The organism is Curtobacterium phyllosphaerae, assembly GCF_049341865.1.
GTDB lineage: Bacteria > Actinomycetota > Actinomycetes > Actinomycetales > Microbacteriaceae > Curtobacterium > Curtobacterium phyllosphaerae.
Genome location: NZ_JBMPIU010000008.1, coordinates 1 through 24,625 on the forward strand (window position 1 = coordinate 1; position 24,625 = coordinate 24,625).

At 70.3% G+C, this 24,625-nt stretch carries 21 protein-coding genes and 1 tRNA gene; 4 read left to right on the forward strand and 18 right to left on the reverse strand.

Annotated elements, in window-relative coordinates; translation table 11 throughout:
* Positions 1-97: 97 nt before the first annotated feature.
* The 5 genes from ACO0E0_RS13655 to ACO0E0_RS13675 all read right to left on the reverse strand — a co-directional run bounded on the left by ACO0E0_RS13655 (position 98) and on the right by ACO0E0_RS13675 (position 5,878).
* On the reverse strand, positions 98-742 hold the full coding sequence (locus ACO0E0_RS13655; protein WP_422871988.1) for a hypothetical protein: 645 nt from the start codon (positions 740-742) through the stop codon (positions 98-100).
* Between the two features lie 34 nt (positions 743-776).
* Positions 777-2,705 (reverse strand): glycoside hydrolase family 127 protein, encoded by a 1,929-nt coding sequence (locus tag ACO0E0_RS13660; RefSeq protein WP_422871989.1) that lies wholly within the window; start codon positions 2,703-2,705, stop codon positions 777-779.
* A gap of 2 nt (positions 2,706-2,707) precedes the next feature.
* Positions 2,708-3,469, reverse strand: coding sequence for a carbohydrate ABC transporter permease (locus ACO0E0_RS13665; protein ID WP_422872111.1), 762 nt, complete (start codon positions 3,467-3,469; stop codon positions 2,708-2,710).
* 131 nt (positions 3,470-3,600) lie between these two features.
* Positions 3,601-4,575, reverse strand: a complete 975-nt coding sequence (locus ACO0E0_RS13670) for a carbohydrate ABC transporter permease (protein ID WP_422871990.1) — start codon at positions 4,573-4,575, stop codon at positions 3,601-3,603.
* A gap of 43 nt (positions 4,576-4,618) precedes the next feature.
* Positions 4,619-5,878 carry a sugar ABC transporter substrate-binding protein gene (locus ACO0E0_RS13675; RefSeq protein WP_422871991.1) on the reverse strand — a complete coding sequence of 420 codons (1,260 nt, stop codon included), beginning with the start codon at positions 5,876-5,878 and terminating at the stop codon, positions 4,619-4,621.
* Between the two features lie 162 nt (positions 5,879-6,040).
* Between ACO0E0_RS13675 and ACO0E0_RS13680 the strand changes: the two genes are divergently transcribed.
* On the forward strand, positions 6,041-7,063 hold the full coding sequence (locus ACO0E0_RS13680; protein ID WP_422871992.1) for a LacI family DNA-binding transcriptional regulator: 1,023 nt from the start codon (positions 6,041-6,043) through the stop codon (positions 7,061-7,063).
* A gap of 84 nt (positions 7,064-7,147) precedes the next feature.
* On the opposite strand, the gene ACO0E0_RS13685 is transcribed toward ACO0E0_RS13680, so the two are convergent.
* From ACO0E0_RS13685 to ACO0E0_RS13715, 7 genes are read right to left on the reverse strand one after another with little or no spacing between them, the layout of a single operon-like run.
* Entirely contained in the window at positions 7,148-7,777 is a 630-nt protein-coding gene (locus tag ACO0E0_RS13685) for a histidine phosphatase family protein (RefSeq protein WP_422871993.1), read from the reverse strand.
* A complete protein-coding gene (locus tag ACO0E0_RS13690; protein WP_422871994.1) occupies positions 7,774-9,198 on the reverse strand; it encodes an FGGY-family carbohydrate kinase in 1,425 nt (474 codons plus the stop codon). Before ACO0E0_RS13690 ends, ACO0E0_RS13685 begins: the two co-directional genes overlap by 4 nt.
* Positions 9,195-10,679 (reverse strand): FGGY family carbohydrate kinase, encoded by a 1,485-nt coding sequence (locus ACO0E0_RS13695; protein WP_422871995.1) that lies wholly within the window; start codon positions 10,677-10,679, stop codon positions 9,195-9,197. Before ACO0E0_RS13695 ends, ACO0E0_RS13690 begins: the two co-directional genes overlap by 4 nt.
* Positions 10,676-11,728 (reverse strand): 2-hydroxyacid dehydrogenase, encoded by a 1,053-nt coding sequence (locus ACO0E0_RS13700; protein WP_422871996.1) that lies wholly within the window; start codon positions 11,726-11,728, stop codon positions 10,676-10,678. Before ACO0E0_RS13700 ends, ACO0E0_RS13695 begins: the two co-directional genes overlap by 4 nt.
* Before the next feature lie 12 nt (positions 11,729-11,740).
* Entirely contained in the window at positions 11,741-12,991 is a 1,251-nt protein-coding gene (locus tag ACO0E0_RS13705; RefSeq protein ID WP_422871997.1) for a sugar ABC transporter permease, read from the reverse strand.
* Positions 12,992-13,034: 43 nt separating this feature from the next.
* Positions 13,035-13,823, reverse strand: coding sequence for an ATP-binding cassette domain-containing protein (locus ACO0E0_RS13710; protein ID WP_422871998.1), 789 nt, complete (start codon positions 13,821-13,823; stop codon positions 13,035-13,037).
* 60 nt (positions 13,824-13,883) lie between these two features.
* The gene (locus ACO0E0_RS13715; RefSeq protein ID WP_422871999.1) at positions 13,884-14,969 is read right to left on the reverse strand and encodes an ABC transporter substrate-binding protein; all 1,086 of its coding nucleotides are present in this window, start codon (positions 14,967-14,969) and stop codon (positions 13,884-13,886) included.
* 157 nt (positions 14,970-15,126) lie between these two features.
* Here ACO0E0_RS13715 and ACO0E0_RS13720 point away from each other — a divergent pair, with 157 nt between their 5' ends.
* Positions 15,127-15,906: a DeoR/GlpR family DNA-binding transcription regulator gene (locus ACO0E0_RS13720; protein ID WP_422872000.1), complete on the forward strand. Its 780-nt coding sequence runs from the start codon at positions 15,127-15,129 to the stop codon at positions 15,904-15,906.
* Positions 15,907-15,987: 81 nt separating this feature from the next.
* On the opposite strand, the gene ACO0E0_RS13725 is transcribed toward ACO0E0_RS13720, so the two are convergent.
* The 5 genes from ACO0E0_RS13725 to ACO0E0_RS13745 form a co-directional block, all read right to left on the reverse strand.
* Positions 15,988-18,546, reverse strand: coding sequence for a CBM35 domain-containing protein (locus tag ACO0E0_RS13725; protein ID WP_422872001.1), 2,559 nt, complete (start codon positions 18,544-18,546; stop codon positions 15,988-15,990).
* A 319-nt stretch (positions 18,547-18,865) separates the two neighbouring features.
* Positions 18,866-19,336 carry a hypothetical protein gene (locus ACO0E0_RS13730; RefSeq protein ID WP_422872002.1) on the reverse strand — a complete coding sequence of 157 codons (471 nt, stop codon included), beginning with the start codon at positions 19,334-19,336 and terminating at the stop codon, positions 18,866-18,868.
* A 70-nt stretch (positions 19,337-19,406) separates the two neighbouring features.
* Complete coding sequence (locus tag ACO0E0_RS13735; RefSeq protein WP_422872003.1) at positions 19,407-20,807, reverse strand: hypothetical protein; 1,401 nt, start codon at positions 20,805-20,807, stop codon at positions 19,407-19,409.
* A complete protein-coding gene (locus tag ACO0E0_RS13740; protein ID WP_422872004.1) occupies positions 20,804-21,109 on the reverse strand; it encodes a hypothetical protein in 306 nt (101 codons plus the stop codon). The genes ACO0E0_RS13735 and ACO0E0_RS13740 overlap by 4 nt, the downstream gene beginning before the upstream one ends.
* Before the next feature lie 90 nt (positions 21,110-21,199).
* Positions 21,200-21,271 (reverse strand) — tRNA-Gln (locus ACO0E0_RS13745).
* A 153-nt stretch (positions 21,272-21,424) separates the two neighbouring features.
* Between ACO0E0_RS13745 and ACO0E0_RS13750 the strand changes: the two genes are divergently transcribed.
* Both ACO0E0_RS13750 and ACO0E0_RS13755 read left to right on the forward strand, forming a co-directional pair.
* Positions 21,425-21,919 carry a MarR family winged helix-turn-helix transcriptional regulator gene (locus ACO0E0_RS13750; protein ID WP_422872005.1) on the forward strand — a complete coding sequence of 165 codons (495 nt, stop codon included), beginning with the start codon at positions 21,425-21,427 and terminating at the stop codon, positions 21,917-21,919.
* Positions 21,912-22,235, forward strand: a complete 324-nt coding sequence (locus ACO0E0_RS13755) for a hypothetical protein (RefSeq protein WP_422872006.1) — start codon at positions 21,912-21,914, stop codon at positions 22,233-22,235. The genes ACO0E0_RS13750 and ACO0E0_RS13755 overlap by 8 nt, the downstream gene beginning before the upstream one ends.
* Positions 22,236-22,267: 32 nt before the next feature.
* Here ACO0E0_RS13755 and ACO0E0_RS13760 read toward each other — a convergent pair whose 3' ends face one another.
* Positions 22,268-24,520 (reverse strand): cell wall-binding repeat-containing protein, encoded by a 2,253-nt coding sequence (locus tag ACO0E0_RS13760; protein WP_422872007.1) that lies wholly within the window; start codon positions 24,518-24,520, stop codon positions 22,268-22,270.
* Positions 24,521-24,625 lie beyond the last annotated feature (105 nt).

A 24,625-nucleotide genomic window follows, 5' to 3' on the forward strand; every position in this document is an offset into this window, starting at 1 on the left:
CCTGTCAACCCCGGTCACCACCACCGCGCCCCGCGGCGCCACGCCCCCCCCCCCGGGGGGGGGGGGGGGGCCCCGCGGCCCCCCCACCTCCCGTCGGTCATGTCGGAGGACGGAACTGCCGTCGCAACGATCGCAGGATCCGCATGACGACGTCGATCCGGTACTGGCTCGCCGCGAACGGGCGTCCGAGCTCCGCTCGGGGCGCCAGCACCACGTGCCCGTCACCGGCCCCGATCCAGATGCCGTACTCGCGCCGTGTCCCGCGGTACCACACCGTCGCCGCGTCGATGCGGTCGATGTCCTCCCACGGCAGGTCGAGGACCGGCGTGGACGATCGCGGTGCCCACCCGTGCAGGCCGTCCGCGTCGACGGTCCAGATCACCGGTCGGGGCGGGGGCAGGTCGTCCGCGGCGACCTCCGTCCGGGTCCGCACCGGGATGTGGAACGCCGGGCGGGCGCCGCCGCGGAGGCGACCGAGCACCCGGCGGTCGGACCGACCCCGCACGAGCGTCATCAGCGCGACGACGGGGCCCGTGACGATCAGCCCCGGTGGGACGAGGACCGCCAGGAACCCCGAACGGGACCGGAGGAGCTCGCCGACGACGTGCGGGTGCAGGAGCCCGAGCACGGTCAGCGCGATCCCGACGGCCACCACGACCGGCAGGACGACGGCGAGCGCCCGACGACCCGGGATCACGCCGTCGCGCAGCCGGCGCACCCAGGGCTCGCCGTCGTACTCCATGGCTCGATCCTGCACCGGCGCGTCGGTCCGCGTGTCAGACGGTCGGCACCCACACCCGCATCGTCGACGGTCCGGAGTTCGCCCATGTCGCATAGGGGGTGAACCGGGCACGACCGGGCGTTCCCGTGACGACGTCGGCGCGACCGTACGGCCACCCCTCGCCGTGCTGCTCCACGATGACCTCGGCGGTCGCGCCGTCGGCGGTGGTCGTCAGGGGCGCCGAGGTGTCGACCCGGACGTCGTTGACGCTGTCCTCGTCCGCCGTTGCTTCGAGGCTGAGGACGAGCGGGCCCCGCTCGATCGCCACCGTGCCGCGGATCGCGTCGATCCGGGGGTCGGGTTCGACCCACCTGGCCGCCATCGGGAGCGTCAGGGCGATCACGTCCCCGGCTGCGAAGGTCCGGGTCACGGTGGCGACCGGACCGTCGACCCGCACCGGCCCGGCGGACCCCACGACGAGATCGGCGCCCGCGGCCCACGCCGGCACGCGGAGGCTCACGGTGACCGGGGTCGTGGTCGCCTCCCGCACGGTGACGACGACGTCCCCGGCGAACGGGTACCCGCTCGTGACGGCGAGGTGGACCTCGGTCCCCGACTCCAGCACCGTGTCGATGTCGAAGTCGCCGTACTGGTGGATCTGCACCCCCTCCGCGGTCTTCGTCGCGAAGTACAGCTCGACGCTGGCGAGCGTCCGAGCGACGTTCGTCGGGCAGCACGAGACCTCGAACCACGGCGCGCGGAGGCTCGCGAGGGCCCGCGCGTTGAGTTCCACCTCGTCCGGCACCAAGCCGGGCACCCGCTGGTGCAGCGTGTTCGTGTAGAAGAACGCCCGGCCGTCCGCCCGCGGCGAGGCCATCACGTTGTTGAGGAGCGTCCGTTCGAGGAGGTCCGCGTACTTCGGGTCGCCGCTGTGCAGGAGGAGCCGCCACGAGAGCATGTTCGAGCCGATGCCGGCGCAGGTCTCGGAGTACGCCCGGTCCGGCGGGAGCTCGTAGTCGGCCCCGAACGCCTCGTCCTGGTGGTGGGAGCCCATGCCGCCGGTGATGTAGGTCCGCGTCGCGACGGTGTGCTGCCACTGGCGGGCCACCGCTTCGGCGAGTCCGGCGTCGCCCGTCTCGACGGCGACGTCGAGCGCACCGGCCGCCAGGTACAGCGCGCGGACCGCGTGCCCCCGGAACGTCGTGGCGTCGCGCACCGGGACGTCGTCCTGGAAGTACTCCTGGCCGTACTCGATCGGACCCAGGAGTCCGTGCCCGCGACGCTCGATGAAGAGCGCCGCGAGTTCGACGTAGCGGTGGTCGCCGGTCGCACGCCCCAGTTCGGCGAGCGCCGGTTCGATCTCCGGGTGACCGCACACGGCGACACGACCGTCCGGCCCGAAGGTCTCGTAGAGGTGGTCGGCGAGCCGGATCGCGGTGTCGACGAGCGCGCCCCCGCCGGCGGTCCGGATGCGTGCGACGGCCGCCTGGATCAGGTGGCCGAAGCAGTACAGTTCGTGGCCCCATTCCAGGTTCGAGTACCGCGGGGGCTGCCAGGAGCGCCCGAAGCTGGTGTGCAGGTAGCCGTCGGGCTCCTGGGCGGCGACGACACGGGCCACGAGCGCGTCGTACCGGCGCTCGAGCTCCGGGTCCGTTCCGTGTCCCAGCTCCCAGGCCATGCCCTCCAGCAGCTTGTAGACCTCGGAGTCGACGAACGGGACGCCGGCGTGCTCCCACCCGGTCTCCTCGGATGCAGCCCGGTCGAAGTTCCCGATCCAGCCGATCCGCTCCATCCACGTCTGGCAGTGCTCGAGGACCACCTCGGCGTTCTTCTCCTGCCAGTCGCGCCAGTACCCTGCCGTGAGCCGGATCTCGGTCGCGTCGAGCGGCGAGAGCCTGGAAGTGGAGGGTGCGACGGGGCCGCCTCGGCGCGCGGTCGGGGCGAGGTCGTCCGAGCGGGGTCGGTCGGTGGCGGTTCTGGGCATGGTCAGTCCTTCACGGCGCCGGCGGTGACCCCGGCGGCGACGTATCGCTGGGCGACGACGAGGAGGATCGTCGCCGGGATGGATGCGACGACAGCGGTCGCCATGATCGAGTTCCAGTCCTGGTTGTTGTTGCCGATGTAGCGGTAGATGCCGAGGGTGATCGTCTGGACTGTCCCGCCGGCGTTGAGTGTCGACGAGAAGACGAAGTCCGACCACGCCCACAGGAACGCGAACAGGCTCACCGTGACGATCGAGTTGCGGCTCACCGGCAGGACGATGGAGGTGAAGGTGCGCCACGTACCCGCGCCGTCGAGCTTGGCAGCCGAGAGCAACTCGTCCGGGATGCCGCTCATGAACGCCGTGAAGATGAGCACCCCGAACGGGACGGCGAGCGTCGAGTCCGCGAGGATCAGGCCCGCCGGTTGGTTGAGGATCCCGAGGTTCAAGTAGATGGCGTAGAAGCCCATCGCGATGATCACCTGTGGGATCATCTGCGCGACCAACAGGACGAACGAGAGCGCCGTCCCGCCGCGCGGCCGGAGCTTGGCGAGGGAGTAGGCCGCAGGGGCCGAGATCGCGACGGTCAGGACGACCGTCCCGAGACCGACGACGAGGCTGGTGGCGAGGTACGGGAGCTGCTGCTCGAGCACGGCGGCGTACCCGTCGAAGGTCGGTGTGAACGGGAACCACGACGGCGGGGAGCTCCGCATCTGCGACTGCGGGGTGAGCGACACGTTCACCATCCAGTAGATGGGGAACAACATGATCGCGGTGAGGAACACGCCGAGAGCGGTCTTCCAGGCGGATCGCCCGGACGATCGCCCGCGCTGACGCGTACCCGGACGAACTGCCCCGACCGGGACTCCGGTGCGGAGTCGGGTCGTCGTGCTGGACATCACTGTGCCTGCTTCCTCTGGACTCGGAGGTAGATGAACCCGCAGACCAACGCCATCACGATCAGCAGGTTGCCGACTGCAGCTGCAGGACTGAAGTTCGGGAGTGTCGACCCGAACCCGAGCTGGTACGACCAGATCGCGAAGGTCGTCGATGCGTTGCCGGGGCCGCCCTTGGTCATGATCCAGATAATGTCGAAGACCTTGAGCGTGTAGACGAGCCCGAGCAGGATGGTGATCGCCGAGACCGGTCGGAGCAGGGGGAACGTGATCCGCCAGAACTTCTGCCATGCGTTCGCCCCGTCGAGCGCTGCCGCCTCGTACAGGTCGGCCGAGATGTTCTGCAGCCCGCTGTACAGGATCACCAGGTTGAACGGGATGCCGATCCAGATGTTGGCGATGATGACGGAGACGAGGGCCCACTGCGGCGACGTCAACCAGTTGACCTGGCCGCCGCCGAACCCCTTGATGACCGAGTTGACGACACCCGAGTCGCTGTTCAGCATCCACGACCACGTCGATGCACTGACGATGAGCGGGAGGAGCCACGGCACCAGGAAGAGCGCCCGGAGCGTCGAGGAGAGCCGGAAGTTCTGGAAGAAGAAGACCGCCAGAGCCATCCCGATGGAGAACTGGAAGAGGATCGACACCCCCGTGAACACGAGTGTGTTCTCGAGGGCGGGGCCGAAGGTCGGGTCCTGGAAGACGGTGACGAAGTTCGCCAGTCCCACGAAGGCAGCGTTGCCGTCGATGAACGACCGGACGGTGTAGTCGCGGACTGACAGGTCGACGTTGCGGTAGAGGGGGTAGGCGTAGAAGATCACCAGGTAGGCGACGACGGGCAGGATGAACAGCCATGCTGTCACCTGTTCCGCACGGAACCGCTTCTGGAGAGCCGCCCGGACCGGGGGGCCGGCCGGGCCGGCTCCCCGGTCCGGCGCGGCGGCCTCGGGGCGTTCGATGATGGTGCTGCTCATGATGGGTGCTCCTTCGGGCCGCCGCGTCCGGCGATGTCGTGCGTTACTTCGTCGCCGCAGCTGCTGCGGTCTGGGCCTGCTGCAGCGCCGCCTCGGGAGTCTGCGAGCCGGACAGTGCGTTCTGCACTGCCTTCCACATCTGCTCCGAGATCTTCGGGTACTTCGTGCCGAGGTCGTCGCTCGTCCGCCCCCTGGCATCGCCGACGGCCGTGACCCACGGCTGCAGGTCCGGCGCCGATGCGAGCTGCTGCTTCTGGGCTGCCTCGGTCGGCGCGACGTAGGACAGGGTCGTGTCGGTCGAGACGACGTTCTTCGTGCTCGTGAGGCAGGACTGGATCTTGGCCGACACCTGGTAGCGCGCGGTGTCCTTCTGGACCGGGATCGTGAGGAACTCGCCACCGGTCGGCGCCGGGGCCGCTCCGCCGTCCTTCGCCGGGATCGAGATGATGCCGTAGTCGATGCCCGATGCCTTGACACCGGCGAGCTGCCAGGTGCCGTTCTCGCTGAACCCGAACTTGCCGGTCAGGAACTCCTGCCAGGACGTGGTCTGCGTGTTGTTGATCACGGAGTTCGGCGCGTAGCCCTTCTTGACCCAGTCGGTCCAGAGGGTCAGCGCGGAGACGCCGTCCGAGGAGTCGAGCTTGGTGAGCTTCGCTCCGGAGCCCCAGAACCAGGGGAGGAACTGGAAGCTGCCCTCCTCCGTCCCGATGCCCGAGAAGGTGATGCCCTTGTCGCCGTTCGCCGAGATCTTCTCCAGCGCCGACGTCAGCGAGGCCCAGTCCTTGACGCTCGACGGGTCGACCCCGGCCGCGTCGAGGACCTTCTTGTTGTAGTACAGCGCGAGCGTGTTCGCGCCGATGGGCACACCGTACGTCTTCCCGCCGACCTGTCCGGCGGCGAGGATGTTCTTCTCGATGGAGGCGGTGGAGGTCTTCGTCTCGGAGGTGTCCGTCAGGATCCCGGCCTCGGCGAGTGTCGAGACGACCGGGTTGTCGACGAGGAGCAGGTCCGGCGAGTTGTTCTGCTGCCCCGCCAGGAGCGCCTTGCTCGTGAGGTCGGAGGTGTCGTACCCGGTCCGCTTCACGGTCACTCCGGCTTCGGTTCCACACTTCTCGACGAGCTTGTTCCAGGCCGAGGAGGCATCGAACTGGGGGTAGGGGTCCCAGAAGGTGTAGGTGCCCTTCGGGGCGGCACCCGACGTCGAGGACGAGGTGTGGGCGGCGCAGCCGGTGAGCAGCACCGACGCGGCGGCGATGCCGACGAGGGCGCCGAGGGCGCCCTTGCGGCGGGGGAACGAGATCACAGTGATTCCTCTCTTGATGCAGTGTCTGCACGGTTCCGGGTGCGGAGAGGTCTGGCTGTGGACAGGATCTCTCCGTTGAGATCGAAACCGAAAGCGGTTTCGGGGAGACAGTATTTGCTGCTTCCATTGCTTGTCAACCCCTTTGTGAACTAGTTTCGTGGCATGGACGAGACACCCCCGCAACGTCGAGCCGAGTCGCGCGCGACACTCGCGGACGTCGCACGGGCTGCCGGCGTCTCGATCGCCACGGCGTCCAAGGCGCTCAACAAGAGGACGCACGTCAAGGACGAGACCCGCCGACGTGTCGAGCGAGCCGCCGAGTCACTCGACTTCCGACCGAACTTCTTCGCCCAGGCGCTGAACTCGAGCCGGACGAACAGCATCGGGATGCTCACGAGCGACCTCGACAACCGGTTCGTGCTCCCGATCCTGCTCGGAGCCGAGGACGCGTTCGGAGCCGGGTCCCTCTCGGTGCTCCTCGCGGACGCGCGCGACGACGTGATGCGCGAGCAGCTCCACATCACGACGCTGCTGACCCGCAAGATCGACGGACTCCTCGTCGTCGGGCGCACGACCAACCCCCGGCCGCCCGTCTCGGTCGCGGCGGACGTGCCGGTGGTCTACGTGTACGCGCCGTCCCTCGATCCCGCGGACACGTCGTTCACGCCCGACAATGTGATGGCCGGCCGACTCGCAGCTCGTCGACTCATCGACGGCGGCCGGAGGTCGATCGCCCTGGTGAACGGGCAGTCGCACTACACCGCTGCGCAGGACCGGGCGAGGGGTGCGGCTGCCGAACTCGCCGCGCACGGCCTGGAGCTGGTCGGGGGCGATCGCCTCCACGGGCCGTGGGGCGAGCGGTGGGGACGTGACTGCACACGGCTGCTCGTCTCCGCACACCCCGAGATCGACGCGGTCATCGCGGGGAGCGACCACATCGCGCGGGGCGTGCTCGACACCCTCCGGGTCATCGGCAAGCGGGTCCCGGAGGACGTCGCCGTCGTCGGCTTCGACAACTGGGACATCCTCGTGCTCGAGTCGGAGCCGCCGCTGACGAGCATCGACATGAACCTGCAGCACCTCGGCCGCGTGGCGGCACAGGAGTTGGTCGAGGCCATCGAAGGGACGACGACACCAGGACTCCACCAGGAGCCGGTCAACCTCGTGGTGCGCGAGTCCGCGTGACCACGCGCGGACCCGGGAGCCGGGCGTGTCCTCGGTCTCGCGAAGCCGCTCGCGGCCCCGTCGACCGGCGACGCGCCTCCCGGCTCACCGGAGCGGCGGCGTGATGTCCGCGTTGTACCGCAGCAGGGAGACCGGGACGCCCCGCCCCCGGTCGGGTTGCAGGTCGATCGTCGTCACGGCGACGTTGTGCATGCTGGGGAACACCACCCGGTACGCGTCGAGCGGGATGTCGAGCAGTTGACAGAGCGCGAGCCGGAGGACCGTGGAGTGTCCGACGACGAGCACCGGACCGGCCTGCTCCGCCGCCATCTCCGTGAGCGCCACCGTCACCCGCTTCGCCGCGTCGATGCCGGTCTCGCCGCCGGGCAACGGACGGGTCGCCGGCTCCCGGAGGAAGGCTGCGCGCGCCTCCGGGAACTGCGCCTCCATCTCACGACCCGTCATGCCCTCCGCCTGCCCGAAGTCGACTTCGCGGAGCCGTCGGTCGACCGAGATCGGCAGACCGGTCGTGCGCGAGGCCGGCATCGCGGTGCCGCGCGCCCTCGTCGCGTCGGAGGAGACGAGGTGCTCGAGCTCGGCTCCCGCCGCCCACCGACCGAGCGTCTCGGCCTGGGCTGCACCCCGGTCGGTGAGTCCGACGTCGCTGCGGCCGGCGTAGCGGTTCTCGGCGTGCCACGTGGTCTCGCCGTGCCGGACGAGGTGCATGACGGTCATCGGTCTGTCCCTCCGTCGGTCCGGTCCACGAACGCCGCGTAGGCGTCCTCGACCTGCGCGTCCGCCAGGTCGAGGGGCGCCACCGGTGGAGACGTGCGGACGAACTGCGCCACGGACGCCGCGAGCGGTTCCCGGAGCCAGCCGGCTCGGGCCAGGAGGGCCGTGCCGCGCGCACCCTCCGGTTCTCGCGGCACACTGACCTCCCGCCCCAGCACGGCGGAGCGCAGTGCGAGCCACCACCCGTTCCGCGCGCCGCCGCCGGTGGTGACGACGCGTCGGACCGGTGCTCCGAGCGCGGTGAGACGCTCGTAGGCGAGGCGTTCGACGAACGCGACCCCGAACGCGATGGTCCGGAACAGTTCGGCCTCGGACATCTCGTCGGTCGGTCGTGGCCACCGGCCGGCCATGGTGTCGTCCGGGACCGGGAACCGTTCGCCGGGACGCGTCAAGGGGTAGCTCACCGGGACACCTCCGAGTGCGGCCGCGGCTGCCGTGAGGGCGGCGAGGTCGCGCCCGGGCAGGAGTTCCGAGAAGGCCCCGGCGCCCACGTTGGACGCGCCGCCGGGGAACCACGCGTCGCCGAGCGGCGCCGGGTGCGAGTAGACACCCGCGCCGGTGTCACCGACCCGGGTCGGTGCGACCGCCTTGAGCACGAGCGTCGTGCCGAGGACGGTGCAGCCCGCGCCGCGCTCGACGGCTCCGGCGGCGAGCTGGGCAGCGACGCCGTCCGTGGTGCCGGCGATGAGTTCGACGCCGCGCGGCAGACCGAGCTCCGCGGCGACGGCCGGGTGGACGACACCGAGCGCGGAACCGCTCGGCACGACCTCGGGCAGTTCGGCCGTGTCGATCCCGAGGCGACCGAGGACCTCGAGCGGCCATCCCGCCGCGTCGAGGTCGGCACCGGTCTTGAGCGCACTCGACAGATCCGTCCCGAGCCGCGTCCGCGCGAGGTGGTTCAGGACGACGTCGGGTTGATGTCCGAAGCGACGGGCAGCCGAGGTGTCCCGCATGGCGAGCAACCTCGGGAGCGCCCAGGTCGGTTGCATCCGGTAGCCCATCCGTGTCCAGAGGTCCGCGCCGGCATCCTGGACCTGTTCGAGGAACGGTGCGCCCCGAGGGTCGTCGTACATGACGGCAGCGCCCTGCGGAGCACCGTCCGCCGTCAGGGGCACGAGCGTCCCGGACGTCCCGTCGACGGCGATCGAGCGGACCGAGAGCCCCCGCGGCAGTTCGCGGACGAGCTGTTCGATGGCGGATCGTGCCGCTGCGATCCACTGCTGCGGGTCCTGCTCGTGGGAGCGACCGACGCGCGTGCTCCGGAACGGCCGGGTCACCGGTCCGTGCGTTGCGCCGTCCTCACTGACCGCGACGGCTCGCAGGCTCTGGGTCCCGAGGTCGATGCCGACCCATGCGTCCGTCACCGCGGTCGCTCCCAGGTGCGCCACCGTTCGGCGAACGCGTCACGCGAAACGAGGAAGTCCTCGTGTCGTGCCGCGGCCGTCTCCGAGTCGCGCGGGTCCGGGTGGAACGCGGTCCGCTGCACCGGCATGGCCTGCGCGACGGCTTCGGGAGTGAGTCCACGCTCCGCGGCGAGCGCAGCGATGTGCGCGCCCCGTGCGCCGAGTTGGCGGCCGGGCTCGCTCGTCACCGTGGTGCCGACGGTGTCGGCGATGACCTGACACCAGAGGCTGCTGGCCGAGCCGCCGCCGGAGAGGGCCAGGAGCTCGGGGACCGATCCCGTCGCGTCCACGCAGTCCCGGATGACGTGTGCGAGTCCCTCGAACACGGACCGTGCCAGGTCGGCCCGCGTGGTCGAGAGGGTGATGCCGGCGAAGACACCGCGGGCGTGGGGATCGAGGAACGGCGCTCGCTCGCCCGCCTCGGACAGGTACGGCCAGGTGCGGACGCCGTGCGATCCGGACGGGGCCGCGGCGGCGAGGGCCGACAACTCGGCCGCGTCCTCGATCTGGAGGATGGTCATCGCCCAGTCGACGACGCCGGTCCCGGCGAGCGTGGGGAACGCCCGCAGCGGCTGGGGCTGGTCCCGGTTCCGGAGCGTCAGTCCGGACGGCGGTCCGCTCGTGTCCGCGGCGTCGAGCTGCACGCCGACGCACAGGGTCGTGCCGAGGATGCCGAACGCCGATCCGGGAGCCGTGGCGCCACTCCCCCATCCCGTCGCCACCACGTCGTACGGTGCCATCGTGACCGGTGTCCCGAGTGCCAGGCCGACCGCCGTGGCGATCCTCGGGTCGAGCGGAGCGGTGAGCTCGTCCGCCGCGAGCACGGGCGGGACGAGCTCCCTGGCCCACTCCAGTCCGTAGATGTCCACAAGTTCATCGGACACCGTGCCGGTCGCGATGTCGAGCCACGGTGCGGAGGCGTCCGACGGGTGCAGACCGAGCACGCCGGTGAGCGCCCGGTACAGCCACCCGCCACAGGTCAGCACCGTCGCCACCTCCGCCAGACGGTCCTCGTCCTCGCGACGCAACGTGGCGAGGATCGCATGCGGGAGCCCGCTGTTCCCCAGGGAGCCGTTGATGCGGAACGCCTCGTCGAGCGAACCGGATGCTCGCCATTCCTCGACCACCGCGGAGGAACGGGCGTCGTTCCACAGGATCGCCGGGCCGGCGGGCCGCCCCGACCGGTCGACCGGCCAGAACCCGTCCCCCTGCGCCGTCAGTGCGATGCGGACGACCCGCTCGCCGGCGAGGCCGACGGCTTCCCGGAGGCCCTTGAGGACCGCGTCGAGCACCCCCGTCATGTCCTGCTCGCTCCACCCCGGCGTGGCGCCGGTGACACGGGTCCGCTGCGACGCGGTCCCGTGTTCCGTGCCCTCGTCGTCGATGAGCACGACCTTGATCAGGCTCGTCCCGACGTCGATCGCGGCCGTCAGCCCGCTCATCGAGCGATGCGGTCGAGGACCGCTGGGTTCGCGACGTGCTCGGGGACGTCGCCGCGGAGGTACGTCGCGACGTCCGTCGCGACGATGTCGGCGGCGCGTTGCGCCGTCTGCTTCGTCGCGCCGGCGAGGTGGGGCGTCGCCACGACGTTCCCGGCGCGGAGCAGCGGCCACCCGGGTGGCGGGGGCTCGACGTCGAACACGTCGAAGGCCGCCGCAGCGAGGCTCCCGTCCGCGAGGAGCGCCGGGAGCGCGTCGTAGTCGAGCAGGTCGCCCCGCGCACTGTTGACGATCACGGCACCCCGACGCATGAGGCCGAGTTCGCCGGCCGCGATGATGTGCCGCGTCTCGGGGGTCAGGCGGGCGTGCAGGCTGACGACGTCGGCGAGGCCCAGGAGTTCCGGGAGCGCCACCCCTCGGACCCCGTCGCGCTGCAGCGCGTCGGGGTCTGCGTACGGGTCGTACGCGATCACCGTCGAACCGAACGCCTGGAGGATCCGCGCCACGATGCGACCGATCGCCCCGTAGCCGACCAGTCCGACGGTCGCGGCACCCAGCTCGACGCCGACCTCGGAGTAGGCGTAGTAGTCGCCGCGCCATCGACCGGCGCGGAGCTCGCGGTCGCCGTCGCTGATGCGACGCATCGCCGTCAGCATCAATCCGACGGCGAACTCCGCTGCGGCCTGCGCGTTCCGACCGGGGGCGTAGGTGACGATGACGCCCGCCGCGGTGGCGGCCGCCAGGTCGACGTTCACCGGGCCACCACGGCAGACGGACACCATCCTGAGCGCCGGACGTGCCGCGAAGACGTCCGCGGTGAACGGTGCCATCTGGGTGACGACCACGTCGGTCTCGTGGAGTGCGTCGATGAGGTCGGCGGCGCTCCCGCTGGCTTCGTGGACACCGTCGACGTCGCCGAACGGCGTGTACGGCCACGGCAGCGTCAGGTCGTCGTACTCGACGGGTACCGCAGGATCGACATGCGCGGTCAACGCGTCGCGGAAGAGCGCCGGGGTGACGAAGTGGTCACCGGCGAGGAGGATTCGTGGCATCGTTCTCTCCGATCAGGCGCGACCGTGGCTGGCACGGGAGCGACGGGCGATGGCGTCGACGCCGACCGCGATGAGCACGACGACACCGGTGATGAAGTACCGGATCGACGAGTCGAGGTTGAGCAGCGTCAGGCCGCTCGAGATCGCAGCGATCACCAGCACGCCGAGCAGCGCTGAGATGGCGGAGCCACGACCACCGAACAGACTCGTCCCGCCGATCACGGCGGCGGCGATGGCGTTCAGGTTGGTGTCGCCGCCCCCGCTGCTCGTCGCGGCGGACGCGAGTCGGCCCGCAGCGAGGATGCCCCCGAACGCGCCGAGCGCGGAGCAGATCATGAAGGTCGTCGTGAACGTCCAGTTGACGTTGATGCCGGCCCGCCGGGCGGCTTCCTTGTTGCCGCCGACCGCGAAGACGTTCCTCCCCCACCGGGTCGAGCGCAGCGCGTAGTCCGCGGCCAGGACGAGCACGACGAAGACGACGAACATCCAGCCGAACCCGCGGGCCTGGTTCATGTAGGCCGCGATCGCGAGGAGCACCACCGTCATGACGGCCGCCTGCACCACGAGACCGGTCGTGGACGCACCGGAGAGGCCGGCTCGGCGTCGGCTCCTCGAGCTCAGGTACTTCAGGAGGAAGTAGGCCACACCGATGACCACCGCGAACACGTAGGAGACGGGCTTCGGCACGAACGCGAGCTGCCCGAAGGTCACGAGGGGCGAGTCGTAGGGCAGGTTGATCGACCCGGTCGGTCCGAGCACGAACAGCTGGAGCCCGAGGAAGGCGAGCAGCCCACTGAGGGTCACCACGAAGGACGGGATCCCGATGCGCGTGAAGATGACGCCGTACAGGTACCCGATCGCGACACCGATCGCGATCGTGATGACGAGTGTCAGGCCGAGCGGCAGGTGGTTGTTGACGAACAGGACCGCGAGGACCGCCGCGGAGAAGCCGCTCACCGAACCGACGGACAGGTCAATCTGACCGACGAGCAGGACCATCACGATGCCGAGGGCCAGGATCCCGACCGGACTGGCGTCCATGAGCAAGTTCGACAGGTTCTGGCTGGAGAGGAAGATCGGGTTGAGGGTCTGGAAGATCACCGAGATGACCACCAGCCCGATGATGACGGGCAGTGCGCCGAGGTCACCGGAGCGGAGTCGATCGGTCGCACCGCGCAGCGTGCCTCGCAGACCCGTGTAGGTCGTGAGTCGCTCGTCGGTGAGGTCGGACGGGAGCCCGGACGGGGCGGTGGAAGAGTTCATGGGCCTGCCTCGGTCGGTGTCGTGATGGGTGGGGATGGGCGTGTCAGGCATGCGATGCCCGTCGGCTGACGGCGTTGTCGGTCGCTCCGGTGATCGCGGCGACGATCTGCTCGGTCGACGTCTCGGCGGCGGGGAACTCGCCGTTGTTCCTCCCGAGTCGCAGCACGACCACACGGTCGGCCACCTGACGCACGTCCTCCATGTTGTGTGTGATGAGCAGCACGCCGAGTCCCTGCTCGCGCAACCGTTCGACGAGGTTGAGCACTTCTGCCGTCTGCGCGACCCCGAGCGCCGCCGTCGGCTCGTCGAGGATGATCAGCTTCGGACTGCCGAGCAGCGACCGGGCGATGGCCACGGTCTGTCGTTGTCCGCCGGACAGGGCTGCGACGGGGAGGCGGACGGACGGGATCTTGGCCGCGAGCTCCCGCAGGAGCGACCACGCACGGACCTCCATGGCGACCTCGTCGAGACGGAAGCGACCCGTCTCCCGTCCGAGGAAGAGGTTCTGCACCACGTCGAGGTTGTCGCACAGCGCGAGGTCCTGGAACACGCTCGCGATGCCGAGCTCGATCGAGGCCGTGGGCGAGGGGATCGTCACGGTCGCACCGTCGAACTCGATGACGCCGGTGTCCGGTTGGTGCACGCCGGCCAGGACCTTGACGAGCGTCGACTTCCCGGCGCCGTTGTCGCCGACCAGGGCGACCACCTCGCCGGCGTGCACGTCGAGTCGGATCTCGGTCAGCGCGGACACGGCGCCGAAGGACTTGGAGACGTCGCGCATCGACAGCACGGGTCGGCCCGTGGACGACGCAGCAGCTTGTGGGTTCGTCATTGAAACTCCTGAGGATGAGCCGTGCGGGTGGGCCCGATGGTCGAGCCCACCCGCCGGTGCTTACTGCTGGATGTCGAGCTTGGCGCAGGCGGAGGCGTACTGCGCCGTGCAGATCTGCTTGTACGAGTAGATGCCACCGTCGAAGATGACCGACTTGACGTTCTTCTGCGTCACGACCGTGGGCTCGAAGAGCTGCGTGGGCGTGTTGAAGAGCGTCGTCTTGCCCGCGACCTTCTTGCCCTGCAGGTACTGGTAGGCGACCTTCGCTGCGGCGGTCGCCACGATCTTGATCGGCTTGGAGATGGTGTTGTACTGATCGCCCACGATGATCAGCTGGATGCCCGCGATCGTCGCGTCGTTGCCGGTGACCGGCGGGACCGGGGTGACCCCGGCGGCCTTGAACGCCGCGATCGTCCCACCGCCAGTGCCGTCATTCGCCGCGACGACGCCGCTGATCTTGTCGCCGTACTTCGTGATCTGCCCCGACACCCACGACTGCGCCTGAGCCGGATCCCAGTTCGGGGTGTCGTAACTCGCCAGCACCGGGATGCCCGAGCTGGACAACACCGACGTCACGCCCTTCTTGATGAGGCCGGCCGCGGCGTCCGTCGGCGAACCGTTCACCTGGAGCACACCGGTCGTCTTGTCGGTCGCCTTGAGGTCCTCGACCAGGGACTGCGCGATGCTCTTGCCGATGGCCTCGTTGTCGAAGGAGATGTAGTAGTCCGCCGGCTTCGCCGTGATGGGACGGTCGTAGGTGATCACCTTGACGCCCTGGGACTGCGCGCTCGTCACGATGGTGGCTGCCGCGGTCGTGTCCACCGCGTCGAGCACGATGACCTTGGCACCCTGCGAGATCACGGAGTTGGCCTGCTGCTGCTGCTTGTTCGCATCTGCACCGGCGTTCTGGTAGAGCACCTGGCAGTCCGGGCACAGCTTCTTCATCTCCGCTTCGAAGAGCGGCTTGTCCTGGAGCTCGTACCGCGTCGACGCCTCGTCGGGCATCAAGAACGCGACCTTCCCGGACGAGGAACCCCCACTGCTCCCACCCGAAGCGTTGCCGCCGGACGACCCACCGGTGGCAGCACAGCCCCCGAGTGCCATCACTGCGGCGACGCCCATCGCCATCCACATGACCTTCTTCATGGTTCTCCTCATCGAGATGTCGGCGGGCTTGGCCGGCCGAGATGACGGGACTCGTCGATCGGGAGGAGGCTACCAAAGATTTTGGTAATCGTGTCAACAAAGATGTGATTACTGTTACCGTCGCGTGACCTCCTAGGCTTGTAGCGGAGGAACCCACGTGCCGGAGAAGGAAAAACTGTCCCGCCAGGAGCGCCAGCAGCGCATCCTCGACCATGTCCTCCGCGACGGCACCGCCACGGTGGCCGAACTCGCCGAGATCACGGGTCGCAGCCTGATGACGACCCATCGCGACGTCGAGGACCTCGCGACCCGGCGGTTGATCCGGAAGTTCCACGGCGGGGTCTCGGCGCTCCCCACCAGCTCCTTCGAGTCGAGTTCCGAGTTCCGACGACAGCACAACACCGCGGCGAAGGAAGCCCTCGCCCGGGTCGCGATCCGCTTCGTCGAACCCGGGATGGCGGTCATGATCGACGACTCGACGACCGTCCTGGCGTTGGCGCGCCTGCTCCCCGACCGAGGACCGCTGACCGTCGTGACCAACTACCGGGTGGTGCTCGAGGAACTGCGCGGCCTCCAGGACATCAGTCTGATCGCCGTGGGTGGGACGTACTCACGGACGCACGACTCCTACATCGGACCGCCGGACCAGACCAACCTCGACGCGTACGCCGTCGACGTCACGTTCCAGTCCACGTCGACGATGGACACGTCCATGACCTACCACCAAGAGCAGGACATCGTGGCGATGAAGCGCGTGATGCTCCGACGCGGTGGGCGTCGCGTCCTCATGATGGACGGATCGAAGATCGGGCAGACGTCCCTGTACCGGTACCTGCCGCTCTCGGACTTCACCGACATCGTGCTGACGAGCGACGTCGGACCGGAGATCCGCGACGCGATCGGCGAGCACGTCCAGGTGCATCTCGCGTCCGTGTGACACGACCGCTGCCACCACGTGGACGCACGCGAGAGCGGGGCGGGTCGATCCGACGATCGTCCCACCCCGCTCACGGTGTGCTCAGAAGGCGATGCCGCTGTTGCCCCCACCGTCACGCACCGTGAACCCACCGGCGTTGCCGTTGTCGAGACCGCCCGACGCCGCCCCGGTCACCGTCGTCGAGCTCACCGTGGCGAGACCGCTCGTGGCACGGACCTGGATGCCGTAGGTGCCGGCACCGTCGATGGTGTTGCCCGTGAGCCGGAGGTCGTCCACCCGGTTCGGGTAGCTCACCTTGACACCGGCGAACGTGCTGTCGAGGACGACGTTGCCCGAGACGGAGACGGTCTGCGTCAGTTCGTACTTGTCCGCGACGATCCAGATGCCGCCGATCTGGTCCTCGTAGCCCGGTCCCGAGCCGCCCGTGCGGACGAGTCCGTTCCCGCTGACGGTCGTCGGTCCGGTGAACGACGTCCCGAAACGGCTGCTCACCGTGATGCCCGAGCCGAACGCGACGGAATCGGAGACGAGGTTGTTCGACACCGTCGTGTCGCCGCCGCCGTAGACACCGATGCCGTTCGCCTGCACCACGTTCGCGATCGAGTCGTGGTCGACGACGGACCCGGTCACCGACGTCTGTCCGTTGGTGAACGTCTCGGTGTCGACGGCGATCGCGTCGTCACCCAGGTTGCGGAACACCGACTGCGTGACCGATGCGTTCGCGGTACCGCCGTTGAAGTGCACGCCGTCCGCCCAGACGTCGCGGATGCGGGCGCCGGTGATGCGGAGCCCGTCCGTGCCCTGGTCCGTCCAGATGCCGACCTTGGTGTGCTCGATCCAGACGTTGCTGATGGTCGACCCCGTGCCGAAGACGCCCTCGATGCCGGCGGCGTCGGCGCTGTTGTCCCGGTGCGTCTGGCTGCCGCTGATCGTCAGGTCGGCGATGGAGACCGTGCCGCCCTGGGGACGGAGTCCGCCGTCCTGGTCGGTCCCGGACACCTGGAGCGTGGTCCACCACATGCCCGCGCCCTTGATGGCCACGCCGCGGTAGCTGATCGGGCTCGACGTGCGGTACGTGCCGGACGGGAACCAGAGGCCCGTCCCGGTGCCCTGCAACTGCTGCAGCGCCGAGCTGATGGCGCTGGTCGCGTCGGCACCGCTGTCCGGCGTCACACCGAAGTCGGTGACCGACCGGTAGCCGCTCGGCATCGTCCCGGCCGCCGCGACCTGCTCCGTGTCGACGAGGTCGATCGTGTACGGCGAGGCGGTGTCGGAGGCGTCCTTCTGGAGCGTGATCACCGTGCCGGCCGGCTGGTTGCCGATCATCGCCCGCGTCTCGTCGTAGAAGTGGTGCGCCGGGGACCCGTTCGGGGTGTGCTGGTCGGAGTCGTAGCCGTTGCCGTACAGGTCCGAGTACTTCGTCGTGAGGTTGAGATCCGTGACCTGCGACGACCCGGCGTACAGCGAGAGTGTCGCAGTCCGCGGCGAGCCGTCCGAGTTCGGCGGCAGCGAGTACCGGACGACGACGGAGTTCGCCGCGTGCCGGAGCGTGAACCGGACGTACTGGCCGGTCGTCGAGAGCTGGACGGCGCTCCTCCCCGTCGACTCCGCCGCGATGGTCGTGTACGTGCGGTCCGGAGCGATGACCGTGCCGTTCGTCTGGGCGGTGGCAGCGGGGTACTCGTCGTAGGCGACGGTGGCTCCCTCGCCGTTCGCGGCGGGCGGGGTGCTGGTCGGCGGGGTGCTCGCCGCCGTCACCGTGAGCGAGTCGAGGTTCGCGTTGCCGTTGTCCGCCGAGCCGTACGAGTACGCGACGGCGTGGGTCCCGGCAGTGAGCGACACGGTCGTGGTGATGGTCCCCCACGTGTTCCAGTCGGCGGTGACGGGCAGCGAGACCTGGCGGGCCGTGCCGTCGACCGACAGGGTGAGCGTCCTCGTCGTCGTGGTCCCGTTCGCGTAGCGCAGGGCGAGTGCGTAGCTCCCGGCGGTGCTGGTGGCGACGTGGAACGTCGTCGTGGCCGCCCCCCTGGCCGAGTCGGTGTACCCACCGACGTAGCCGCTGCCGGTGTGTCCGGAGTGCTCGGTCTGCACGACCGCGCCGCCGGCCAGGGAGGCGGACTCGGCCTCGTACGAGCCGGAGCCGGAGGACGCCGGCGGGGTCGTCGACGACGACTCCGGCGTCACGGCGAGGAAGTCGAGGTTCGCGTTGCCGCTGTCCGACGACCCGTAGGAGTACGAGATCGTGTGGGTGCCCTGACCGAGGGCCGCGCTGGTGGTCTGCGCGCCCCAGGTGTCCCAGTTCGCCGTCGCGGGGAGGCTGATCTGCCGTGCGGAGCCGTCGATCGTCAGCGTGAAGGTGCGCGCCGAACCGGTCCCGTCGGCGTAGCCCAGCTGCAGGTCGTAGGTGCCGGCCGACGCCACCGACACCGTGAAGGCGACCTTGGCAGTCCCGCGGTTGCCGTCGGTGAACCCGCCGGCGAACCCGGTGCCCGAGTAGCCGCTGTGGTCGGTCGCGACGGTCGCGCCGCCGGAGAGGGCGGCCTGCTCGGCCTCGTAGCGGACGGTCGACGCCACGGCGGGCCCGGCGGTCGCCGCGGCGAGTCCGCTGAGGCCGGCGGCGAGCGCGAGGACCGAGGTCACCGCGAGGGCACCTCGGAGTCCTGATCGTCGTGCTGGTGGATCCGCCGGTGTCCACGTCCTGGGGCTGGCGTTCCGGTGCGGTCGCATCTGGGTGCTCCATCCTCCCGCTCCGTTGCGGGATCCTGTCCAGTCGGCTGCGTGCCGATCGAGCGCGTTTAGCGCTATACCTCCGTAGTGAACGGCACGGAGGGTCGGAGCGCAAGCCCCCGTCGCCGATCGGACGACGAGGAACGGTGATCGGAGGCGACAGGGACGCAGATCGGACGCGACGGGGACGCCGATCGGACAGGCGCCCGAGCGCGCCGACGACGCCGTCGGGCTACGAGAGGTCGAGGAGGCGGAGCACGTACCCGTCCGGGACGGTGCCGGGGTGTTCGAAGTAGTGGGAGAACAGGACCGTGGCCTCGTCGGCGTCGAACACCTCCGCGGGGTGGACGTCGTGGTCGTGCCCAGCGACACGGACCTGTTCGGTGAGCGGTTCGCCGAGGTCGTGCGGCCGACCGACGACGAAGTGCCGCAGTCGCCCGTCCTCGAGGATCTGCAGGTCGACCGCCATCCGGTCGGCGGCACCACCGGCCTGCAGGTAGTTCAACGAGTGGTCACCGCCGTCGGTGTACCCGGGGCGGTCCGGCCACCCGGCGTCGTCGGGCAGCCACCAGAGCGCGTACGCGAACCGGCCGTCGGCCTGCCCGTCGAGGAGCCCGAGCATCCGCCGGATCTGGTCCTCGTACGATCGGAACTCGTCCGTGAGCTCGGACTCGCTGGCGCTGTTGGTGGTGTTGATGAACATGGATGGCCTCCGCTGTCGTCACGGGAGTGCGCGGCAGTGGCGCGCGGTCGGTCGTCGGTGCCCCATCCGGTCAGGGCACCTTCTTGAGTATGACGGAGGTGATCTTGATGACCGTGCCGTCGGGGAGCGTCGCGGTGGCGGGATGGTCGTAGCTGACGGAGTCGTCGAAGAGCCGTTGCGGGGCGGTCCGGCTCGCGGTCCCGCTCTTGACCTCGATGCCGGCGTACGTGCCGTCCGGCTTCTCGGCCAACCCGTCGAAGACCCGACCGTTCGGCACGCCGTCGACGCGCGCGGTCACCTGGTCGGTCCGGTACGGCAGGCCGGCGTCGTCGGCTGCTTCCTTGACACCCTGCGCTTCCTTCGCCTTGGCGTCGGTGCGGGCCTCGTCGTTGCCGTCCTTCCGGTAGGTGCCGTCCTTGTTCCGCCCGGGGTGGTTCTCGTTCTGCTCCTTCTTCCAGTTCTGGACATGGTCCGTGTCGTTCGGGGTGACCTCGTCGTCGGTCATCGCGTGGACCCCGAGGCTGGCCCCGCCCCCGAGTGCGGTCGCCGCACCCGCCGCCATCATCGCCGCACCTGCGACGTTCGCCGGCACCCCGACGACGGCACCGACGCCGGTGATGTCGAGGGCGACCCCGCCGCCCTCGACCGCGCTGCCCGCCGCCATCAGGAGGAGTCCGCCGATGAGGGCTCCGAACTCGTCCGGGTGGTTGACGATCGCGTTGCCCATGGACGCGGCCACGTTCCCGACGGTCGCACCGAAGTCCTGGACGTACGGCCATGCCTGCTCCGCGGCCGCCTCGACACCCGCCCAACCGGTCTCGGCAGCTCCCTCGACGTGGTGCCAGGCGTCCTCGAACCAGTTGCCCTCGTCGGATGCCGACGCGGTGCCGACCGCCGCGACCGTGGCGAAGTCCGCGGTCCCGACGGCGTCCACCTGCGCGGCGATCCGGCTCAGGGTGCTCGTGACGTCGTCGTTGTGGGCGTGCACCCGCCAGCGGAGCGATGCCTCCTCGGTGACGAGCGCCGGGACCTGCTGCCACGAGGTGACGACCGTGACCGCAGCGCCGATCAGGTTCCCGGACGCCGCTTCGTGCGCGGCGTGCGCGGCGACCTGACCGGGTGCGCTCCGGTGGAACTGGTCGATCTGCTGGACGAGCCGGTCGTGCTCCTCGTGGAGGTGCTCGAGCTCGACCGCAGCGCGGGACGCCACCTGGTGGAACTCGTCCGCCGCGGTCCGGATCGACCGAGCGCGGTCGAACGCCGGGTCCATCATCGGCGCGAGTGCGCTCGTCACGGCATCCGCCGAGAGCACCTGCGGGAGACCCGTCCACGACCTCGATGCGGACGTCGCCGCGTCGAGCAGCCCGTCCGCCGCCGTCGAGAACCGCAGCGCGGCGGTGCGCAGGCCGGGCCCGTCGTCGGGCACGTCGACGACGTCCGCCGCCGTGAGCGCACCTGCGAGGAGGCTCACTGCGCCGTCCCGCGCGCGCGGTCCGCGAGCCGGCCGTCCGTCGCGGCGAACACGGACGCGGTGGTCGTCAGCGCCGTGCCGAGCCCCGTCATGCGGGAGCCGACCGGTGCCGCCTGCCCCCGGAACCGGTCCGCGAGGGCCCCGACCGCCGCGGCGAGGGGCGCCGAGACCACGGCCCCGGCGGCTGCGTCGAGTGCCGCGTCGGCGTCGGATGCGTGGTCGGTCGCGGCCGCCCCGCGCGTGGTCAGTTCCCGGACCAGTCCGGCGAGTCCGTCCCCGTCGAGCCGCAGTTCCCCAGCCATGGCACACTCCCCGTCCGCGATGCATGGTGTCTCGGACACTGTACTTCTGCCGCGGTACGACCGCACCCCTGGTCGATCGGCGTCGACCGGCTCCGCCTCCAGGATTCGAACCTGGACCTAACAGCTCCAAAGGCTGTCGTGCTGCCGTTACACCAAGGCGGATCGCGCGCGAGCGCCGCATCATTCTCCCACGGCCGGGAGGCGCGGCTCTGCTCCGCCACCCGTCTCGCGGACCGCGGGCGGCGGAGCGGGCGCACCCCGCGCCTCCAGTCTGGACACCGTGCCGGAGCCGCGCCGATGCGCAATGATGGACGGATGCCGCAGGAGGACGAGGTCGACCGCATCGTCGCGGCGTGGGACCGCGAGCGGCCGGACCTCGACTTCACGCCGCTGCACGTCCTGTCCCGGGTCGGCCGGCTGTCGCACCACCTCGATCGCGCCCGCCGCGCAGCCTTCATCGCGGGCGACATGGAGTCGTGGGAGTTCGACGTCCTCTCGGCGCTGCGACGGGCGGGCGAGCCGTACGAACTCAGCCCGAAGGCACTCCTGCAGCAGACGCTCGTGTCGAGCGGGACGATGACGAACCGGGTGGACCGCCTGGCGGCACGCGGACTGGTCGCACGGCGGACGGATCCGCACGACGGTCGCGGGATCCTCGTGGCGCTGACGGCGTCCGGCCGCGGGGCGGCCGATGCGGCGATCGCGGGACTGGTCCGGGCCGAGGCGGACATCCTCGCGGTGCTGTCCGACGCGGATCGTGATCACCTCGCGGGGCTGCTCCGGACCCTGAGCCTCGAGCTCGGTGACTGAGGTGCGCGCGCAGACGGTCGGGGCGTTCATGGCCGACGAGTACCTCCGCCTGGTGGAACCCGTGGTGGGGACGCTCCTCAGTGCCGAGGAGGTCGACATCGTGGACGTCGCCGTCGTGGACTGGAACGGCACGCCGTTGACGGACGACGCCCCGCTCACCGACGCGCTGCTGCGGTTCCGGGACGCGGACGGCACGGGGATGGCAGTGCAGCTCGACGCCGACGAGTCCGACGCGGTGTTCGTCGACCGGTTGCGGAGCGACCTCCAGGACTTCGTCGCGGAGTCGACGTTCGGGTGGGGGCAGCTCCGGGGCTAGCCCGCCGCGGGACGTCGACACGCCCCGGCGGCTCAGCTGCAGGTCTGCAGGTCGTCCAGGACGTCCTCGGAGATCACCGTCGGACCGCCCAGCAGCGTGACGACGTTCGGGTTCACCCGGGCGAGGTCGTCGAGGACCACGTCCGGCACGCAGGTCTGCGTCGTCAGGTAGAGCGGCGCGTCGTCGGCCCCGGCGAGCGGTCCGCCGGACAGCGCGTCCGCGAACCCCGTCCCCGTCGCCAGGTAGGCACGATCGGTCTCCGAACCGAACGCGTGCTGGTTGATCGCCACCGAGGTCGCGAAGCGGTCGTCCCCGCCGAGGCGGTGCACGGCGGCGCTCGGGACCGCCCGGCCGACGTCGGCCGCGACGGTGTCGGTGATGACGGTCGTCCCACCGACGAGGTCGACGTCGTGCACGCCGCTCAGGAACGCCCGCTGCTCCGACGTCGGCGGCACGGTGCCGTCGACGAGCATGATCGGAGCGTCGAGGTGGATCGCAGCGGGCCCGGCCGCCAGCGCATCAGGGAACCCTCGGCCGGTGGCGAGGAACACCTCGGCGGCGCTCGCGGTCGTGGACGACGCGGGGAACGCATCGGTGTCGATCGCGAGCGAGGTGGCGTACCGGTCGTCGCCGGAACGACGTTCCGGGGTCGTGCCGGTGATGGTCGCGAGCTGGTGTTCGACGTCCGCGGAGACGGCGGCCGGACCACCGGCGATGACGATGCGCTTCGGCTTCAGGCGCCTGAGCTCGTCGGCGATCGACGACGGGACGGCGTCCTTCGTGACGAGGAGCAGCCCGCCGCCCTGCGCTGCCGCGGCGGGTCCGGCGGAGAGCGCGTCGGCGTAGTTCGTCCCGCTCGCGATGTACTCGACCGGGACGTCCGGCGTGGCCTGCGGGAAGAGCGCCTGACTCACGGCGACCGCGGTGCCGAACCGGTCCGCGCCACTGATGCGCTCGGTCCCGATCGCGTCGGTGACCGTCCCGGTGCCGAGCTGGTTCGTCTGCCCTGCGGTCACGGTGAAGCTGTCCGCGAGCTCGAGCGTCGGCGCGGATCGCCAGTACCCCCGCTCGCCGTCCGGGCCGGTGATCCGGAGTGTGTCCGTGCCCGCTGGGATGTGCGCGAGGGTGAACGCGCCGTCCGCGTCCAGCGTCACGGTACGGGTGGGATCGGCGACGTCGGCGGACACGAGCTCCACGTGCCCATTCGCGAGCGCGGTCGGGGCCGTGCCGTCCGCCGGGTCGAGCTCGACCCGACCGTGGATCACCCCGGCCGGTGTCAGGGTGCCGACCCACCCCGTGACGGCCTCGTTCGCGCCGACCGTCACGGTCGCGTCGAAGGTGTAGGGGAGGTGCGAGGTCTGGCACCGGCTCGTTGCGTACACCTGCGCGTCGGAGGGAGCGAGGCAGATCGAGTAGGTACCCGGCCTGATGTCCTGCAGCACGAAGTGGCCGTCCTGGTCGGCCGTGGCGAACGTGTTCGTGTCCGAGATCGTGCCCGCCGACGTCGTGCTCGGACCGTTCCATGCGGTGATCGAGGCGGAGGCCGCAGGAGAGCCGTCGGGGAGCCGGATCGTGCCGGCGAGGCTCGCCGTGCGGAGGAGCGTCACGTCCTTGTGCAGCGTCTGCCCGCTCGCGAGCGGGACGTGCTGCTCGTGTGTCCACTGGTACCGCGAACCGGCGTCGTAGTCGTTCGAGCTGAACCCGAGGCTGTACGTCGCGGGCGGGAGCTGCCACAGCCGGTACGTCTGGCTGGCGGCGTCGTAGGACGACCGGCCGGGCGACGGCACGATCGGCACCGTCCCGGCGTTGTACGGGCCGTAGTCCCAGTCCGCGACCACCGAACCGGTCCCGAGGCGCCCGTCCACGCCGGTCAGCGTGCCGGTCACCACGGCACCCACCGGGACGGTGATGTCGAGCGTGGTCGTGCCCGAGACGTCGACCGACGTGGCACCGTCCTCCGCGAACGCACCACCCGAGTAGACGTTCTGGACGTAGTTGCCGGTCCCCATGTACCCGGCCTGGACATGGACGTCACTCCGAGCGGGCATGCTGATCGAGTAGTGGCCGGAGGCGTCCGTGCGCCCGATGGCGACGAGGCTCCGGTATTGGTCCCGAACGGTGACGAGCTCATCGAGCGCCGCACCGTCGGACCCGGTGATCGTGCCCTGCAGCACCGCATCGCCGGTTGCGGCCTGGGCGGTCGCGGGAACGGCCAGGCCCGCGAACACCGCGGTGACTCCGACGAACACGGCGAGGGCGCAGCTGCGGAAGAGGTGGTTCGACACGGCGGTCCCGTCTGGTGGCGGCGGCCGAACGGCACGTCCTGGGGAATCTGGGTGGATGTACAGTAGGGCATCCAGCCGCGCCCGTCCAAGTCCTGCGGCCGGGAG